Source organism: Rhodococcus ruber, assembly GCF_027270735.1.
GTDB classification, from domain to species: Bacteria; Actinomycetota; Actinomycetes; order Mycobacteriales; family Mycobacteriaceae; genus Rhodococcoides; species Rhodococcoides rubrum_A.
In genome coordinates, this window is record NZ_JAPWIJ010000003.1 from 214,223 (window position 1) to 231,548 (window position 17,326).

The window sequence follows — 17,326 nt, forward strand, 5'->3', positions numbered from 1 at the left end:
ATACGGCCTGCTCAGAAGTACATCGGTGTAACTTCAGAAACTTGGATCACACCAGTCACATTGGTACCGAACTGAGCTAGGGTGGCGGAAACCCGTCACCTCATCGGAGGGCTACCGACAGTGCGATCCGGCCGAGCACAACCGACGATTCGCGTTGCCGTGGTCACCTGTGCGGCTGCACTTGCCCTCTGTACGGGCATGGGCGCGGCGATGGCCCAGCCCGACCCGTCGACCCAGGTCACGACGGTCGCAGACGCATCACGGTCCGCCGACGCGCAGCAGTACAACGATGCACAGAATGCTTTGGTCAAGGGCCGATACGATGCCGGCTTCGCCGCATTGGATGCCGTTGCGGCCGCGGCACCGAACGATGCCAATGTGGCAGCGCTGCAGACGTTCTATGCCAACGCAACCGATGATGCCGCCGCGCGTGCGCAGCACTCGGCCCGCCTACGGGCCCTGTCCCCTGCACTCGCCGACGCCGTCGATCGAGCCATCGCCGTCATCGACGACGCCGCGACCCGGACGATCGACTTCGGGCCGACGACCGACGGACCGCGTACCGCGATCGTGGTGCTCGGTCTCGGCCTGAACAGCGACGGCAGTATGGCCCCGGAGTTGGTCGAGCGGCTCCGCTCCGCCGTCGCGGTGGCAGAGCGTTCCCCCGAGTCGCCCATCATCGTCACCGGTGGAAATCCGCAGAGCAGCATCACCGAGGCCGAAGCGATGCAGAAGTGGCTGATCGACAACGACATCGCGGACGACCGCATTCATACCGAGGCGACCGCGAATTCGACGGTACAGAACGCGCAGCGCGCCACCTCGCTGGCCGCAGACATAGGTGCTGAGAATCTGGTGCTCGCAACAACTCCCAGTCATCTTCGGCGAGCGATCTCCGATTTCGAGATCGCCGGTGCCGACGTGATCGGTGCTGCGATATCCACCCTCGACGATCTACCGGATCTGCCTGCCCTCGCTCCGACGGCACGGTTGGGCATGACCGTCGATGCAACCAAGATCCTCGGGATACCGCGCACCTACTGACGCGTCCACCCTCGTAGCACCGACTCCGTCCCGGCGTCGAACATTTCACGACGAATCTCGTCGTCGGGGTTCATGGGCATCGCCAACTCCAGCGACACCGACCCGTGCACGATCGCCCAGAACGAATGGCTGATCAAGTCGACCGATGCGCCGCCCATGGTGCCGGCCTCGACGGCGCGCGCTACCGCGGCCCGAAGCGGGTCCATCGCTGCGGCGGCGAGTTGTGCTTCTCCGGATACATCGACCGAACCCAGTACGCCGCCGAACATCACCGCGTACAGATGCGGGTTGTGCAGAGCCCAGTGCCGGTAGGAAACGCCCAGTTCGCGGAGATCGACCTCGGGGTCGCCGGTGACGGGAACGCTGCGCTGCGCGTCACCGAAACTCGAGAACGATGCAGCGAACAGGGCCACCAGCAACTCGGCGCGACCACCGAACAGCGAATAGATGGCCGTGGTCGAGGTGCCCTCCGCGGCCGCCAGCTTACGAAGAGACAGCGAGTCGACTCCGTGTTGGGCAACGCTTTCCGCCGCGGCCTCGAGTAGCCGGGTGCGCAGTTCGGCATCATGAATTCTCGGTCTCGCCACTTGCAAAACTTACCACAACGGTGTTTTATAACAGTGTCACAGTCAGTTCACCTGCACCGAACAGACGGGAACACGTCATGCACCCCATCATCGACGGCCGCCGCACGGTCGACGCCGACCGCGACACCGTCACGGTCTTCCTCATCGGAATGCGCATCAACAATCCCCTTGCCGTTCGCTCCTGGCTTCCCGCGGCGCGTGCGATGCCGCGGATGCTCAGCCATCTGGAGCAGGATCCCGCCTCCGGACTGCTCGGCTACCACTCCTGGTTGGGCCGCACCACCATGCTGGTCAGCTACTGGCGCAACGCGGAAGACCTGACGCGATTCGCCTCCGATCCCGACGCACCACATGCACCCGCCTGGCGCGCCTTCAACCGATCGGTCGCCGCGACCGGGCACGTCGGCGTGTGGCACGAAACCTACACGGCGACAGCACAGAACAGTGAAGCGATCTACGTCAACATGCCGTCGTTCGGCCTCGCTGGAGCCATCGGTGGAATCCCGATCGGCACCGGCTCACACACCTGGAAGCAGCGAATGAAGTCTGCGAAGTAGGCCCGTACGAGCTAGAGGAAGTTCCCAGCTCGCGTGGCGATATCGAGAACGGGCTGAGGAAAGACTCCCAGTGCCACGGTGACGACCACCGAGACCCCGATCGCGCATGACACCGATGTGGTAGGCCGCACCATGGTGACGGTCCGGTCCGTGGGATCGGTGAAGAACATCAGCACTATCACTCTCACGTAGAAGAACGCCGCGATCGCGCTGCACACCACACCGACCACGACCAGAACTGCTCCCCCGGCACCCGAGGCCGCGCTGAACACCGCGAACTTGCCGATGAAGCCGCTGGTGAGCGGGATACCGGCGAACGAGAGCAGGAACAATCCGAACACTGCGGCAACAAGCGGTGAGCGTCGACCGACACCGGCCCACCGCTCCAGGTCGCCCACCTCACCACGTTCGTCTCGGGCCAGACCGATGACGGCGAATCCACCCAACGTGCTGAAGGCGTAAGCAAGCAGATAGAACATCGTGGCCGATGCACCCGAATCACCCACACCCACATCACCTGAATTACCCAGCGCGGTCACTCCGGTGAGGATGAACCCGGTGTGGGCCACGGACGAGTAGGCCAGCATGCGTTTGACGTCGGTCTGCGTCACCGCGACAACCGAACCGAGCACCATCGTCGCGATGGCGACCACCCACAGCATCGGCCGCCAACTCGACTCGAGACCGGGCAGTGCCATTCCGAAGATTCGCACAATCGCACCGAACGCCGCGACCTTGGTCACCGTGGCCATCAGTGCGGTCACCGGAGTGGGGGCACCCTGGTAGACATCTGGAATCCACGAATGAAAGGGCACCGCACCGACTTTGAACAACAAACCCACAGCCAGCAGTGCGGTTCCGATCAGCGCGAGCGATCTTCCCTGACCGTCTGCGGCGATGGCGTCGGCAATGCCGCCCAGTCCGACGGTACCGGCATAGCCGTACAGGAACGCGACTCCGAACAGGAAGAACGCGGACGAGAATGCGCCGAGGAGAAAGTATTTCAGCGCCGCTTCCTGGGAGAGCAGCCGCCGTCGCCGGGCCAGACCACACAGGAGATACAGCGGCAGAGACAGTACCTCCAGCGCGACGAACATCGTCAGCAGATCGGTGGACGCCGGAAACAACAGCATGCCGCCGATCGCGAACATCGCCAGTGGAAAGACCTCCGTCTGGGCAACGCCTGCGTCGATGGCCTCCTTCTCCGCGACGCTGCCCGGAGTGGTCGAGGCCTGCGGAGTGAAGGAATCGATGCGGCGCTCGGTTCCGGCCCCGGTGACGGCGACTGTGCGCTCCGCCAGCAAAGCTACGGCCGGGATTGCCACCAGCACAATGGTTCCCTGCAGAAACAGCGTCGGGCCGTCGATGGCCACGGCACCGTTCATCGCATACGCCTCGGTGCCCGCCAGCCCGAGAACGGCCGCGAGAGCCGCCACCAAACCGGCCAGCGCAAGGCCGAGATGGACCCCACGACGTGCCCGCATCGGCACGAACGCTTCGACGAGGACTCCGAGAACCGCGACACCGAAGACGATCAACATGGGCGACAGCAGTCCGTACTGCACCTCGGGAGTGGTCATCGTTGACCTCCTGCACTGTCGACGATCGTGGATTGCACTGCCGGAGTGATGACATCGAGTGCCGGTTTCGGGTACACCCCGAACACGATCAGCAACGCGAGCAACGGGACCACCACCAACGCCTCACGGGGAACGAGATCTGAGATCTTCTCGCTGCCCTCTCGGACCGGCCCCGTCATCACCCGCTGATAGAGCCAGAGAATGTAGATCGCCGACAGCACGAGCGCACCGGTGGCCACGATCGCGGCGACACCGTATCGACCGAATGTGCCGATCAACACCAGGAATTCACTGATGAACGGGGCAAGACCGGGTAGGGAGAGCGTGGCCAGACCAGAGATCAGAAACGTTCCGGCGAGCACCGGCGCGACCTTCTGGACGCCGCCGTAGTCGGCGATCATCCGCGAACCACGACGGGACACGAGAAAGCCTGCGATCAAGAACAATGCGGCGGTGGAGATTCCATGGTTGACCATGTACAGCGTCGCACCGGCCTGACTCTGACCGGTCATCGCGAAGATGCCCAGGATGATGAACCCGAAGTGCGAAATCGAGGTGTAGGCAATGAGTCTCATCATGTCGGTCTGACCGATCGCCAGTATCGCGCCGTACACGATGCCGATCACCGCGAGCGTGATTATCCACGGGGCGAACGTCTGCGACGACTCGGGGAAGAGCTCGAGACAGAAGCGCAACATCGCGAAGGTGCCGACCTTGTCCACCACCGACATCATCAGCACCGCCGTTGCGGGGGTGGACTGCACTGCGGCGTCGGGTAACCACGTGTGGAACGGCCACAGGGGCGCCTTGATCGCGAACGCAAGCATGAAACCGAGGAACAACGCGTTCAGCACTACCGGATCCACGCCGAGCCCGCCCGATGCCGCCGCATCCGCGATCGTGCGCAGATCGAACGTACCGCCGTCGAACGGGCCGCCCGCCCTGGCCGTGACGACGTACAACCCGATGACGGCAGCCAGCATCACCAGGCCACCGAACAGGTTGTAGAGCAGGAACTTCACCGCCGCGCGCGTGCGCTCGGTACCGCCGAAACCACCGATGAGGAAGTACATCGGAATCAGCATCGCCTCGAAGAAGATGTAGAACAGCAGTACGTCCAAGGCGAGGAACGAGACGATCACCATGGACTCGACCACCAGGATCAACGCCATGTAGGTGTGCGAGACCCGGCGCGATCCGTAGTTCGCCACGCGGCTGCCGTCGTTCCAGCCCGCAACGAGGAGCAGTGGTGTCAGGACGGTGGTGAGCAACACCAGCACGAGACCGATTCCGTCGAGTCCGAGCGTGTAGCGCGCACCGAATGCCGCTATCCAGGAATGGTCTTCGAGGAATTGGTATCGATCGCCACCGGAGTCGAACGCGACCGCGAGTACCACCGACACCGCGAGTGTGCCGGTGGCGAAACCCACGGCGACACCACGCGCGATCGTCGGACGATCCGCCGGCACCAGGGCGACGACGATCGCGCCGAGTACCGGCAGAACCCACAGGACGGTCAACCAGGGGATCGTCACAGGACCACCACCATCAGCACGACGAGAACGGCCCCGGCGAACATCGCCAACGCATAGGACCGTACGAAACCGGTCTGGAGCCCCCTGGATCGACTCGACACTCCGCCGATCGATCTCCCCACCCCATCCACGACCGCGTCGATACCAGCTGCATCGGCGTATACCATTGTGCTCGTGAGCTTTTGACCGGGTCGCATGAATGCTGCCTCGTTGAAGGCGTCGCCGTACAGATCGGCGCGTGCGGCTCTGGTCAGCACCGATACGTCCTCGGGTGGGGTCGGGGGAACGTCTCGGGCGATGTACTTCCGATAGGCGACGCCTGCGCCCACGAGTACCACTGCCAGAACTGCGACCGTGACGACCCAGGCAGGAATCGCGTGCTCCTCGTGCGCCGATCCCACCACCGGTTCCAGCCAGCTCTCGAGGCGTCCACCCACCGCGAGGAAGGCTCCCGATGCCACCGAGCCGACGGCCAACAGAATCGTGGGAGCCGTCATCGTCGCCGACGCCTCGTGCGGATGTGCTTGCGCTGCCCACCGTTTCGGGCCGAAGAACGTCATCAGCATCACTCGAGTCATGTAGAAGGCCGTCAGACCTGCACCGAGCAACGTCACGCAGCCGAGCACCACACCTGCGGCTCCCCCCGCCGCGAACGCGACCTCGATGATCGGATCCTTGGCGAAGAAGCCGGAGAAGGGCGGTACTCCGATGATGGCGAGGTAGCCGAGACCGAACGTGACGAACGTGATCGGCATCGCGGCGCGGAGCCCGCCGAACCGTCGCATGTCGGTCTCGTCGTTCATCGCGTGCATCACCGAGCCGGCACCCAGGAACAATCCTGCCTTGAAGAACCCGTGCGAGAGCAACAGCACGATGGCGAAGGCATAGCCGGACGGGCCGAGTCCGGCCGCGAGCACCATGTACCCGATCTGACTCATCGTCGAAGCCGCGAGCGCCTTCTTGATGTCGTCCTTCGCACAACCGATCACGGCACCGAACAGCAACGTCACCGCGCCGACCGTGACGGTCGCCGCACGGGCGGCCGGCGACGCCTCGAACACCGGTCCGGAGCGGACGATGAGATACACCCCGGCGGTGACCATCGTCGCCGCATGAATCAGTGCGGAGACCGGAGTCGGGCCCTCCATCGCGTCGCCGAGCCACGACTGCAGCGGCACCTGCGCCGACTTTCCGCAGGCCGCCAGCAGCAACATCAGCGCCATCGCGGTGGCCACCGATTCACCGGCATCCCCGATTCCGGCGAACACCACGTCGTACTGCACCGATCCGAAGTTCACGAACATGATCATCAGGGCGATGGCCAGGCCGATATCGCCGACGCGGTTGACCACGAACGCTTTTCGAGCTGCCGAGGCTGCCGACGGCTTGTGCTGCCAGAATCCGATGAGCAGGTACGACGCGAGGCCTACACCCTCCCACCCCAGATACAGGCCGAGAAAATTGTCGGACAGCACCAGCAGCAGCATGGCGGCAAGAAACAGGTTGAGGTACGCGAAGAAGCGCCGACGCTCCGCGTCGTGGCTCATGTATCCGATCGAGTACACGTGAATGAGCGACCCGACTCCGGTGATCAACAAGACGAAGCAGATCGACAACTGGTCGGCGCGGAGTCCGAAGTCGACCTGCAATTCGTCGACGGGAACCCAGCGGAACAGAGTCTCGGTGATCGCTCGGTTCGACTCGTCACGCCCGAGCATCGAGGCGAACACCAGCGCTGCAACCACGAACGACGACACCGCTGCTGCCGTCGCAGCCAAGTGCCCCCACGGGTTGCAGCGCCGGCCACCGAGCAGCAGGACGGCCGCACCGAACGCCGGCAGAGCCGGAAGAAGCCACAGGATCGACATCGTTTCTGCTCCCCCGTCAGTTCTTCATCAGTGAGTTCTCGTCCATCGAGATCGAGCGACGAGAACGGAAGATGGCCATGATGATCGCCAGGCCCACCACCACCTCGGCAGCTGCGACCACCATGGTGAAGAACGCGAACAACTGGCCGTCGAGATTGCCGTGCATACGGGAGAACGTGACGAACGCGAGATTGACTGCGTTGAGCATCAATTCGATGCACATGAACACGATGATGGCGTTACGCCTGACGATGACTCCCGCCGCGCCGATCGTGAACAGCAGAACCGACAGATAGAGGTAGTTCTCGGGATTCATCGCTCGTCACCCCCGTCCACCTTGTACTGGCTCCGACGATCGGCGAACAGTGCATTGACGGACGACTCCGACTCGCTTCCGTCCGGCAGCAGAGCGCGTCGATCGACGCCGTTGTGACGGGCGAACACACCGGGGCTCGGCAGCGGTGTCACCCTCGAGCCGTCGCGGAATCGGTCCCGCGACATCTCTCGCTGCCCCTTCACCGGCCCCAGGGCCTCCCGGTGCGCCAGGATCATCGCCCCGATGGTGGCGGTGATCAACAGCGCTCCGGTCAGCTCGAACGCCCATACGTACTCGACGAAGATCAGCTCGGCCAGGCCTTCGACATTTCCGGTGGAGTTGGCCGCGTCGAGCCCGACGAAATCGAGCCGGCCGGCGCGGGCCGAGTCGCGCAGCAGAACCCCGATGATCAACAGCGCGAAACCGATTCCGATGACGACGGCCGCGATACGGTGCCCTCGCAGTGTCTCGGTCAAGGACTCCGAGGAGTCGACCCCGACGAGCATCAGGACGAACAGAAACAGCATCATGACCGCGCCGGTGTAGACGACGATCTGCACGACACCGAGGAACAGCGCCCCCTGCGCCATGTAGAAGGTCGCGAGGACCACCATGGTGGCGGCGAGAAACAGTGCAGAGTAGACAGCTTTCGTGCTCATCACCACACCGAGAGCACCGAGGACCGCGACAACACCGAGGGTCCAGAATTGCACCGCCTCACCGGTGGAGGTTGCCTCGAGGGCGAGCTGCACCGTCGCAGTCATCGAACCGGACCGCGATCGGTTTCGGCCTCGCTCTCGGCACCGGTGACGGTGCCGCGGTAGTAGTCCTCCGCCGAACGCCCCGGCGCCATCGCGTGCGGTGGCGCCACCATGTCCGGCTCCAGCGGTGCCAGCAGTGAATCCTTCTCGTAGATCATGTCGGCTCGGTTGTCACCGGCGAGTTCGTATTCGTTGGTCATCGTCAGAGCCCTTGTAGGACAGGCCTCCACACACAATCCGCAGCCGATGCATCGAAGATAGTTGATCTGATAGACCCCGCCGTATCGCTCGCCCGGCGAGAATCGCTCGGTCTCGGTGTTGTCGGCTCCTTCGACGTAGATCGCGTCGGCCGGACAGGCCCACGCGCAGAGCTCGCAGCCGATGCACTTCTCGAGGCCGTCGGCGTATCGGTTGAGCTGATGCCGACCGTGGTAGCGAACCTCGGTCGGTTTCTTCTCCTCCGGATACAGCTCCGTCTCGGGTTTCTTGAACATCGTGGCGAAGGTGACACCGAATCCGGCGATGGGACCGAGGAATTCAGGCATCGGCGTTCTCCTTCTGTGACCGGGCCGGGTGTGACCGCGCTCCGGCGTGCCGGCTCGCAATCGTCGCGCCCTGCTTGGGGATGGGAGGAATCGGGAATCCGCCTGCGGTGGCATCGAATTCTTCGGTGGGCGGCGGAGGCGGAACGTTCCGGATACGTGCGCGCTTTCGCAGCATGAGCAGCAGAGAACCCAGAACGGCGACCGCGAAGACCATCGACGCGATGAACGTGACCAGAGGCATGTCGTACCTACCGGCCCCGAGTACCCGCACCGTCGCGATCACCATCACCCAGATCAGAGCGACGGGAATCAGGATCTTCCAGCCGAAATTCATGAACTGGTCGTAACGCAACCTCGGCAACGTCGACCGCAACCAGATGAAGACGAACAGGAACACCCACACCTTGACGACGAACCACAGCACCGGCCACCACCCGGAATTGGCACCGCTCCACAGACTCAACGGAATCGGAGCCCGCCAGCCACCCAGGAACAACGTGGTCGCGAGCGCCGACACCGTGACCATGTTGATGTACTCGGCAAGCATGAACATCGCGAAACGCAAGGAGGAATATTCGGTGTGGAACCCGCCCACCAATTCCCCTTCGGCCTCGGGCAAGTCGAAGGGAGCGCGGTTGGTTTCACCGACCATGGCCGTCACGTACACCAGGAACGACGGCAGGAGCAACAGCACGTACCAGGTGTTCTGTTGCGCAGCAACAATTCCGGAGGTCGACATGGTCCCCGCGTACAGGAATACCGCAGCGAACGACAGGCCCATCGCAACCTCGTAGGAAATGACCTGCGCCGTCGAGCGCAGTGCGCCCAGCAACGGATACGTCGAATTCGACGCCCAGCCGGCCAGGACGATTCCGTACACACCCACCGAGGTGACCGCGAGGATGTACAGAACCCCCACCGGCAGGTCGGTCATCTGCAGCGGAGTCGTGGTGCCGAACACCGACACCTCGGGCCCGAACGGAATCACCGCAAAGGCCATGAATGCAGGGACCACCGAAATGATCGGAGCCAGAATGTAAATCGGCTTGTCGACACCGGTCGGAGTGATTCCCTCTTTCAGCGCAAGCTTGATTCCGTCCATCAGCGACTGCAACAGTCCCCACGGACCGACCCGATTGGGCCCGACGCGCATCTGCATCCACGCCATGATCTTGCGTTCGGCATAGATCGCAACGAGCGGTGTGAGAACCAGGAATACGAAGACCGCCAAGGCCTTGCCGATCACCAACCACCACGGGTCGGTCCCGAACATCGACAGATCGGTCGGCGCGGAGACGATCACGATGCCTCACTTTCGCGTGGCTCCACCGTCTGTACAGGCTCCGCCCTGCGAAGCCTGACCACTGCACCCGACTCTGCGCCGAGTGAGCGGTACACCGAGGAACCGGGCGAGTTCATCGGTACCCACACCACGTTGTCGGGTAGATCGGTTACTTTCAGCGGCAGCGTGATCGAGCCACCGTCCGTCTCGACGCTCACCCAATCACCGGCCCCTGCCCGGATCGTCGACGCCGTCGCCGCGGACAGTCGGACCGTAGGCGGGCGACCGGTCTTCGCGAGATCGTCCTCACCGTCCTGCATCCGTCCCGAATCGATGAGCATCCGCCACGTCGCCAGAATCGCCTCCCCGGGCTCGAGCGACGGCGTTTCCGCGCGCGGACTCACTCGGGCCACGGCGATCCGCGATCCGTTCCAGCTACCCAAACGGGCCAGCTCCCTGCGCGCTGCAGCCGCGTCGGGCAGCGACAGCTCGACCCCCATCTGCTCGGCGATGGCATCGAGAACGCGTTGATCGGGCAGTACCGCGCCTGCCCCGAGTGCAGTGTCGAATGCGCGTGGTCTTCCCTCCCAGTCAACGAAGGTTCCCTGTTTGTCGACTACCGGTGCCACCGGGAACACCACGTCGGCGCGCTCGGTGACCGCGCTGTGTCGAAGTTCGAGACTGACCACGAACGCCGATCGATCCACCGCGTCGAGCGCGGCGCGCGGATCGGGTAGATCGTCCGGGTCGATTCCAGCTGTGATCAGAACGCGATCGGGACCGGCGTCCGCCAGTATCGCGCCGGTATCGCGACCCACGTCAGCGGGAAGTTCGGCCACTCCCCACACGGCTGCCACCTCGGCGCGCGCCGACGCATCGACCACAGGCCGCCCGCCCGGCAGCACATTCGGCAGTGTGCCGGCGTCGAGCGCGCCGCGTTCTCCTGCGCGCCGCGAAATCCACGCCAACTTTGCTCCGGTGTCGTCGGCCAACTTCGACGCTGCGGACAGTCCGCCGGAGACAGTGCCGAGCCGCTCACCGACGAGAACGATCGATCCGGGCTCGCGGAGGAGTTGGGCAATGGATTCGGTGCCTCGATCGCCGACGTGCAAGGCGTCGAGCCAGTGTGGCTCGTCGCCTGGAACCGATTGCAGCAGAACACCATCGAGTTTGCGCAGACCTCGACTGGCCCAGGGCGCGATCGAAGCCACCACCAGGCCCCGAGTACGGTGCGCCTTACGCAGTCTCAGGAACACCAGTGGCGATTCTTCCTCGGGCTCGAAGCCGACCAACACCACCACGGGGGCATCCTCGAGGTCGGTATAGGTGACTCCCAATCCGGTCCCTGCGATACGACCGGCCAGAAAGTCCGCTTCCTCTGCGCTGTGACCACGGTTTCGGAAATCGATATCGTTGGTGTGCAGTACCGTTCGAGCGAATTTGGCGTAGGCGTACGAGTCTTCGAGGGTCGATCTTCCGCCCACGAGTACCGCCGCGCGACCGATTGACGCGGCCAATCCGGTTGCTGCGGCCGCCAGTGCAGCCGACCACGACGTCTCGATCAATGCACCCGACTCGTCTCGGATCATCGGTGCGGTGATGCGGTCCGGCTCGGTGGCGTAATGGAACGCCCAGCGGCCCTTGTCGCAGTTCCATTCCTCGTTGACCTGCGGATCGTCGCCGGCCAGACGTCGAAGAACCTTGCCACGTCGGTGATCGGTACGTTGAGCGCAGCCGCCTGCACAGTGCTCGCACACACTCGGCGACGAGGTCAGGTCGTAGGGTCGGGCCCGGAACCGATACTCGGTGTTCGTCAGTGCCCCCACCGGGCAGATCTGGACCGTATTTCCCGAGAAGTAGGAGTCGAACGGTTCGTTACCGAAGATGCCGACCTGTTGTACCGCACCTCGTTCGAGCAACTCGATGGACGGGTCTCCGGCAACCTGAGCTGCGAAGCGAGTGCACCGAGCGCACAGGACACAGCGTTCCCGATCGAGCAGAACCTCGGCCGACAACGGAATCGGCTTGGGATAGGTACGTTTGGTCTCGGTGAACCTGGACTCGGTGCGGCCCGCAGCCATTGCCTGGTTCTGCAGTGGACATTCGCCGCCCTTGTCGCACACCGGGCAATCGAGGGGGTGGTTGATGAGCAACAACTCCATGACCCCGCGCTGTGCCTTGTCCGCGACCTCCGACGTCACCTGAGTACGCACCACCATGCCGTCGGCCACCGTCGTCGTACAGGACGCCAACGGCTTGCGTTGCCCCTCGACGTCGACCAGACACTGCCGGCAGGCCCCCACCGGATCGAGCAGCGGATGATCGCAGAAACGCGGAATCTGCACTCCCATCAACTCGGCAGCGCGAATCACCAATGTGCCCTTGGGAACAGTGACCTCGTGGTCGTCGATGGTCAATGTCACCATCTCGACCGGCGTGACCGACTGATCGGGGCTAGCAGGAGTGGAGCCTGCGGAACGACCGGGTGTCGGTGCCGTCATGACGTCAGCTCCTCTGCCATCAGGGTCGATCGGTGCGGGTCGAACGGGCATCCCTGCTCGGTGACGTGACGGATGTATTCGTCGCGGAAGTACTTCAGTGAGGAGACGATGGGACTGGCGGCACCGTCTCCCAACGCGCAGAAGGACTTTCCGGCGATGCCGTCCGCGATGTCGAGCAGAGTGGTCAGGTCACCCTCGGTACCGGTACCACCGTCGAGGCGCCTGAGGATCTGCACCAGCCAGTAGGTCCCCTCGCGGCACGGTGTGCATTTGCCGCAGGATTCGTGTGCGTAGAACTCGGTCCACCGCAACACCGCTCGCACCACACATGTCGTGTCGTCGAAGATCTGCAGTGCTTTGGTCCCCAGCATCGATCCGGCGGCACCGACGCCTTCGTAGTCGAGTGGGACATCGAGATGGTCGCCGGTGAACATCGGTGTCGAGGATCCTCCCGGCGTCCAGAACTTCAGTTCGTGTCCCGGTCTGATCCCGCCCGCGTAGCCGAGCAACTCCCGCAGCGTGATTCCCAACGGTGCCTCGTACTGGCCCGGACGGCAGACGTGGCCCGACATCGAATACAGCGTGAATCCGGGTGACTTCTCGCTGCCCATGGACCGGAACCACTCGATTCCCTTGCGCAGGATCACTGGAACGCTGGCAATGGATTCGACGTTGTTCACCACGGTCGGGCGCGCGTACAGTCCCGCCACTGCGGGGAACGGGGGCCGCAGCCGAGGTTGCCCCCGCCGACCCTCCAACGAATCGAGCAGGGCTGTCTCTTCGCCGCAGATGTACGCACCGGCCCCGGCGTGGATCACCAACTCGAGGTCGAAGCTCGATCCGAGAACGTCCTTCCCCAAATAACCCGCCGCGTAGGCCTCCGCGACCGCGGCCTGCAGCCTGCGTAGCACCGGCACCACTTCACCTCGGACGTACACGAAGGCGTGCGAAGCGCGAATTGCGTACGCGGCGATGATTATTCCCTCGACGAGCGTATGCGGACTCGCCATCAGCAGCGGCATGTCCTTGCAGGTACCCGGCTCGGACTCGTCGGCATTGACCACCAGATAGTGCTCTTTGCCGTCGTTCTGGGGTATGAAGCTCCACTTCGTTCCGGTAGGAAAGCCCGCACCACCCCTGCCTCGTAGGCCGGATTCCTTGACGAAGGCGATGAGGTCGTCGGGGTCCATCGCGAGGGCCTTCTCGAGCCCCGCGTAGCCGTCGTGACTTCGGTAGGTGTCGAGAGTCCACGAGTCCTGCTCGTCCCAGAACTCGCTCAAGACCGGCGTCAGGGCCATGTCACTCCCCCTTCGTCGATGGATCGGTCTCGGTGGTGTTCGGCTGTGGTGGCACGGTGGCCGAGGGCGCAGGCGCAGGCTTGTCTCGCACCGTCTCCGCAACTGCTTCGGCTCCGACATCGGGATGTCCGTCGTCCGGTCGCGATACGGCCTCGGGAGCAGACATGGCGTGCTCTCGCGCGTAGAGCAGACCGGTGAGAGTGGCTTCGCCTGCGCCACCGGATGATTCGACCGCCTCGGGGCGGTCATCGGGAAATCCGGCGAGAATTCGTTCGGTCTCACGAAACGTGCACAGTGGCGCTCCACGCGTCGGGGTGACCTGGGCACCGGATCGAAGTGCATCGACCAGATCCCGCGCAGACGACGGGGTGCTGTTGTCGAAGAACTCCCAATTGACCATCATCACCGGTGCGTAGTCGCACGCGGCGTTGCATTCGATGTGTTCGAGAGTGATGGTGCCGTCGGCGGTCGTCTCGCCATGGTCGATGTCGAGGTGGTCGCGCAGGGTGTCCATGATGGCGTCGCCGCCCATGACGGCGCACAGGGTATTGGTGCACACGCCGACGCGGTACGTCCCCGTGGGCTCGCGGCGGTACATCGAATAGAACGTCGCGACGGCTGTGACCTCCGCACCGGTGAGTTCGAGCACGTCGGAACAGAATTCGATTCCTGCAGGGGTGAGGTAGCCGTCTTCGGATTGCACGAGGTGCAACAACGGCAGCAGTGCCGATCTGGCCTGCGGATAGCGCGCGACGACGATGGCGGCGTCGGTGTGCAGCCGGGCGAGTACCTCGGGGGTATACGACGTTCGTGCACCGGGCGCGGCCAGTTGCACCGCCTCGTCCGGGCGGGCTCCGAGTTGAATCAGAACCGGCTCCGAGTGCGGCTGCGCGGTCATCGGTCCACCCCACCCATCACCGGGTCGATACTGGCGACCGCGGCGATGACGTCGGAGATCATGCCGCCCTCGCACATCGCGGCCACTGCCTGCAGATTGGCGAAGGACGGATCTCTGAAATGCACTCGGTACGGCCGTGATCCGCCGTCGCTGACGATGTGGACGCCCAGCTCACCTCGTGGTGACTCCACCGAAGACAGCACCTGCCCCGCCGGGACTCGCATCCCCTCGGTCACCAGTTTGAAGTGGTGGATCAGTGATTCCATCGAGGTGTTCATGATGGTGCGCACGTGATTCTGCGAGTTGCCGAGGCCATCGGGTCCCGACACCAGATCGGCAGGCCACGCGATCTTCTTGTCGTCGATGACGACGGGCCCTGGACGGAGTCGATCGAGGGTCTGTTCGACGATCTTCAGCGACTCCTTCATCTCTTCGACCCGGATCAGATAGCGCCCGTAACAGTCACTTCCGGTGTCGGTCACCACGTCGAACTCGTAGCTGTCGTATCCACAGTAGGGATCGGACCGGCGCAGATCGTAGGGCAGTCCGGTCGATCGAAGCACCGGACCGGTGACGCCGAGAGCCATACATCCGGTGAGGTCCAGGTAGCCGACGTTCTCGGTTCTGGCCTTCCAGATCGGGTTGTCGTTGAGCATGAGTTCGAGATCGCGAAGGCGTCCGGGAAGTACCCGGAGAAGCTCGCGCACCTTGTCGATCGCATCGTCCGGGAGATCCTGAGACAGTCCTCCAGGACGGATGTAGGCGTGATTCATCCGGAGCCCGGTGATGGCCTCGAAGACGTCGAGGATCAGTTCTCGCTCACGGAAACCGAACAGCATCGCTGTCACCGCTCCCAATTCCATTCCGCCCGTTGCCAATGCAACCAAGTGGGACGAAATTCGATTGAGCTCCATCAGCATCACCCGGATCACCGTCGCGCGCTCTGGAATGTCGTCGGTGATGTCGAGCAGCTTCTCCACGCCGAGGCAGTACGCCGTTTCGTTGAAGAACGGCGACAAGTAATCCATGCGGGTGACGAACGTGACGCCCTGGGTCCAGTTTCTATATTCGAGGTTCTTCTCGATTCCGGTATGCAGGTATCCGATCCCGCATCGAGCCTCGGTGACGGTCTCGCCCTCGATTTCGAGAATCAACCGCAGTACCCCGTGGGTGGACGGGTGTTGCGGACCCATGTTCACCACGATCCGTTCGGTGCCGGACCCGCGCGCCAGTTCGACGACGTCGTCCCAGTCCTGGCCCGATACCGCGTAGATGGTTTCGTCTGTTGCGCTCATCAGTTGTACGACCTGCGCTCGTTCGGGGGCGCGACCCGAGCGCCCTTGTACTCGATGGGAATTCCGCCCAGCGGATAGTCCTTGCGTTGCGGGTGACCGACCCAGTCGTCGGGCATCTCGATACGCGTCAGTGCAGGGTGACCGTCGAACACGATGCCGAAGAAGTCGTAGACCTCGCGTTCGTGCCAGTCGTTGGTGGGATACACCCCGCAGAGCGAGGGCGTGTGCGGATCTGCATCGGGGACGGCGACTTCCAGTCGCAGGCGACGTCCGTGTGTGATGGAGACGAGGTGATAGACCACATGCAATTCGCGGCCGACCTGATCCGGGTAATGCACACCCGATGCGCCCGTACACAACTCGAATCGGAGCTCCTCGTCGTCACGCAGCGCGCGGGCCACCGCGCAGACGTGTTCTCTAGTGAGATGCGCGGTCAACTCGCCCCGATGTAACACCACGCGTTCGACGGCGTCCTCGTACGACACCGCGCCGGATTCGAGAACTGCGGCCAGCCGGTCGACCACAGCATCGAAGTAGCCGCCGTAGGGCCGCACGGCGGTGTCGATCGCGGCCACCGGAGGCTGCAGTCGGCCGTAACCGGATGTGTCACCGGTGCCCTGGACACCGAACATCCCGCGGGGTCCGTGCGCGGTCATCGCAGCAGGCCTTTGAGATCGATCGTCGGGGTGGACGACAGCGCCGCGGCTTCGGCTGCCGCGCGCACCTGCTCGCGATTCACGCCGAGCGGCATTTCCTGAATCTTCTTGTGCAGCTCCAGGATTGCGTTGAGCAACATCTCCGGCCGCGGCGGGCAACCCGGCAGATAGATGTCGACGGGAACGATGTGGTCGACGCCTTGGACCACCGCGTAATTGTTGAACATTCCGCCCGAGGACGCGCAGACCCCCATGGCCAGGACCCATTTGGGTTCGGCCATCTGGTCGTACACCTGCCGCAGTACCGGACCCATCTTCTGGCTGACGCGCCCCGCCACGATCATCAGATCCGCTTGGCGCGGAGACGCGCGAAACGCTTCCATACCGAATCGGGCGAGATCGAACCGACCGGACGTAGTGGCCATCATTTCGATCGCGCAGCACGCGAGACCGAATGTGGCCGGCCACAGCGAACCCTTACGGGCGTATCCGGCCAACCCTTCGACGGTGGTCAGCAGAAATCCACTGGGTAGCTTCTCTTCGAGTCCCATCGATCACGCTCTTTCGCTTTCGCAGAATTGAGAACAAGCACCGTTCTTCGTC

At 63.6% G+C, this 17,326-nt stretch carries 16 protein-coding genes; 2 read left to right on the plus strand and 14 right to left on the minus strand.

What is annotated here, in order from left to right:
* The first annotated feature begins 81 nt into the window (after positions 1 to 81).
* The gene (locus tag O4220_RS08175; RefSeq protein WP_269603146.1) at positions 82 to 1,044 is read left to right on the plus strand and encodes a YdcF family protein; all 963 of its coding nucleotides are present in this window, start codon (positions 82 to 84) and stop codon (positions 1,042 to 1,044) included.
* Here O4220_RS08175 and O4220_RS08180 read toward each other — a convergent pair.
* Complete coding sequence (locus O4220_RS08180) at positions 1,038 to 1,631, minus strand: TetR/AcrR family transcriptional regulator (RefSeq protein WP_269603147.1); 594 nt, start codon at positions 1,629 to 1,631, stop codon at positions 1,038 to 1,040. The two genes, O4220_RS08175 and O4220_RS08180, sit on opposite strands and share 7 nt — an antisense overlap.
* Before the next feature lie 77 nt (positions 1,632 to 1,708).
* On the opposite strand from O4220_RS08180, the gene O4220_RS08185 reads away from it, so the two are divergent.
* Positions 1,709 to 2,188 (plus strand): DUF4188 domain-containing protein, encoded by a 480-nt coding sequence (locus O4220_RS08185; RefSeq protein ID WP_269603148.1) that lies wholly within the window; start codon positions 1,709 to 1,711, stop codon positions 2,186 to 2,188.
* Between the two features lie 11 nt (positions 2,189 to 2,199).
* On the opposite strand, the gene nuoN is transcribed toward O4220_RS08185, so the two are convergent.
* The 13 genes from nuoN to O4220_RS08250 are packed head-to-tail and all read right to left on the minus strand — an operon-like array spanning position 2,200 to position 17,274.
* Positions 2,200 to 3,768, minus strand: a complete 1,569-nt coding sequence (gene nuoN, locus O4220_RS08190) for an NADH-quinone oxidoreductase subunit NuoN (protein WP_269603149.1) — start codon at positions 3,766 to 3,768, stop codon at positions 2,200 to 2,202.
* Positions 3,765 to 5,303 carry an NADH-quinone oxidoreductase subunit M gene (locus O4220_RS08195; RefSeq protein WP_269603150.1) on the minus strand — a complete coding sequence of 513 codons (1,539 nt, stop codon included), beginning with the start codon at positions 5,301 to 5,303 and terminating at the stop codon, positions 3,765 to 3,767. Before O4220_RS08195 ends, nuoN begins: the two co-directional genes overlap by 4 nt.
* Entirely contained in the window at positions 5,300 to 7,171 is a 1,872-nt protein-coding gene (gene nuoL / locus O4220_RS08200; RefSeq protein WP_269603151.1) for an NADH-quinone oxidoreductase subunit L, read from the minus strand. Before nuoL ends, O4220_RS08195 begins: the two co-directional genes overlap by 4 nt.
* A gap of 16 nt (positions 7,172 to 7,187) precedes the next feature.
* A complete protein-coding gene (gene nuoK, locus O4220_RS08205; RefSeq protein ID WP_008717020.1) occupies positions 7,188 to 7,487 on the minus strand; it encodes an NADH-quinone oxidoreductase subunit NuoK in 300 nt (99 codons plus the stop codon).
* The gene (locus O4220_RS08210; RefSeq protein WP_269603152.1) at positions 7,484 to 8,251 is read right to left on the minus strand and encodes an NADH-quinone oxidoreductase subunit J; all 768 of its coding nucleotides are present in this window, start codon (positions 8,249 to 8,251) and stop codon (positions 7,484 to 7,486) included. The genes nuoK and O4220_RS08210 overlap by 4 nt, the downstream gene beginning before the upstream one ends.
* Positions 8,248 to 8,793, minus strand: coding sequence for an NADH-quinone oxidoreductase subunit NuoI (gene nuoI / locus O4220_RS08215; RefSeq protein ID WP_269603153.1), 546 nt, complete (start codon positions 8,791 to 8,793; stop codon positions 8,248 to 8,250). The genes O4220_RS08210 and nuoI overlap by 4 nt, the downstream gene beginning before the upstream one ends.
* Positions 8,786 to 10,066 carry an NADH-quinone oxidoreductase subunit NuoH gene (gene nuoH, locus O4220_RS08220; protein ID WP_269603591.1) on the minus strand — a complete coding sequence of 427 codons (1,281 nt, stop codon included), beginning with the start codon at positions 10,064 to 10,066 and terminating at the stop codon, positions 8,786 to 8,788. The genes nuoI and nuoH overlap by 8 nt, the downstream gene beginning before the upstream one ends.
* 26 nt (positions 10,067 to 10,092) lie before the next feature.
* Complete coding sequence (locus O4220_RS08225; RefSeq protein WP_269603154.1) at positions 10,093 to 12,576, minus strand: NADH-quinone oxidoreductase subunit G; 2,484 nt, start codon at positions 12,574 to 12,576, stop codon at positions 10,093 to 10,095.
* On the minus strand, positions 12,573 to 13,874 hold the full coding sequence (gene nuoF / locus O4220_RS08230) for an NADH-quinone oxidoreductase subunit NuoF (RefSeq protein WP_269603155.1): 1,302 nt from the start codon (positions 13,872 to 13,874) through the stop codon (positions 12,573 to 12,575). Before nuoF ends, O4220_RS08225 begins: the two co-directional genes overlap by 4 nt.
* A 1-nt stretch (position 13,875) precedes the next feature.
* Positions 13,876 to 14,772: an NADH-quinone oxidoreductase subunit NuoE gene (gene nuoE / locus O4220_RS08235; protein ID WP_269603156.1), complete on the minus strand. Its 897-nt coding sequence runs from the start codon at positions 14,770 to 14,772 to the stop codon at positions 13,876 to 13,878.
* Complete coding sequence (gene nuoD / locus O4220_RS08240; RefSeq protein WP_269603157.1) at positions 14,769 to 16,067, minus strand: NADH dehydrogenase (quinone) subunit D; 1,299 nt, start codon at positions 16,065 to 16,067, stop codon at positions 14,769 to 14,771. Before nuoD ends, nuoE begins: the two co-directional genes overlap by 4 nt.
* On the minus strand, positions 16,067 to 16,723 hold the full coding sequence (locus tag O4220_RS08245) for an NADH-quinone oxidoreductase subunit C (RefSeq protein ID WP_269603158.1): 657 nt from the start codon (positions 16,721 to 16,723) through the stop codon (positions 16,067 to 16,069). Before O4220_RS08245 ends, nuoD begins: the two co-directional genes overlap by 1 nt.
* On the minus strand, positions 16,720 to 17,274 hold the full coding sequence (locus O4220_RS08250; protein WP_037173966.1) for a NuoB/complex I 20 kDa subunit family protein: 555 nt from the start codon (positions 17,272 to 17,274) through the stop codon (positions 16,720 to 16,722). Before O4220_RS08250 ends, O4220_RS08245 begins: the two co-directional genes overlap by 4 nt.
* Positions 17,275 to 17,326: the final 52 nt, after the last annotated feature.

Excerpts from the sequence above, each read along its gene's own strand:
- O4220_RS08185 (WP_269603148.1), top strand. The coding sequence starts at position 1,709 with ATGCACCCCATCATCGACGGCCGCCGCACGGTCGACGCCGACCGCGAC.
- nuoN (WP_269603149.1), bottom strand. The coding sequence starts at position 3,768 with ATGACCACTCCCGAGGTGCAGTACGGACTGCTGTCGCCCATGTTGATC.
- nuoL (WP_269603151.1), bottom strand. The coding sequence starts at position 7,171 with ATGTCGATCCTGTGGCTTCTTCCGGCTCTGCCGGCGTTCGGTGCGGCC.
- nuoK (WP_008717020.1), bottom strand. The coding sequence starts at position 7,487 with ATGAATCCCGAGAACTACCTCTATCTGTCGGTTCTGCTGTTCACGATC.
- O4220_RS08210 (WP_269603152.1), bottom strand. The coding sequence starts at position 8,251 with ATGACTGCGACGGTGCAGCTCGCCCTCGAGGCAACCTCCACCGGTGAG.
- nuoI (WP_269603153.1), bottom strand. The coding sequence starts at position 8,793 with ATGCCTGAATTCCTCGGTCCCATCGCCGGATTCGGTGTCACCTTCGCC.
- nuoH (WP_269603591.1), bottom strand. The coding sequence starts at position 10,066 with ATGTTCGGGACCGACCCGTGGTGGTTGGTGATCGGCAAGGCCTTGGCG.
- O4220_RS08225 (WP_269603154.1), bottom strand. The coding sequence starts at position 12,576 with ATGACGGCACCGACACCCGGTCGTTCCGCAGGCTCCACTCCTGCTAGC.
- nuoF (WP_269603155.1), bottom strand. The coding sequence starts at position 13,874 with ATGGCCCTGACGCCGGTCTTGAGCGAGTTCTGGGACGAGCAGGACTCG.
- nuoE (WP_269603156.1), bottom strand. The coding sequence starts at position 14,772 with ATGACCGCGCAGCCGCACTCGGAGCCGGTTCTGATTCAACTCGGAGCC.
- nuoD (WP_269603157.1), bottom strand. The coding sequence starts at position 16,067 with ATGAGCGCAACAGACGAAACCATCTACGCGGTATCGGGCCAGGACTGG.
- O4220_RS08245 (WP_269603158.1), bottom strand. The coding sequence starts at position 16,723 with ATGACCGCGCACGGACCCCGCGGGATGTTCGGTGTCCAGGGCACCGGT.
- O4220_RS08250 (WP_037173966.1), bottom strand. The coding sequence starts at position 17,274 with ATGGGACTCGAAGAGAAGCTACCCAGTGGATTTCTGCTGACCACCGTC.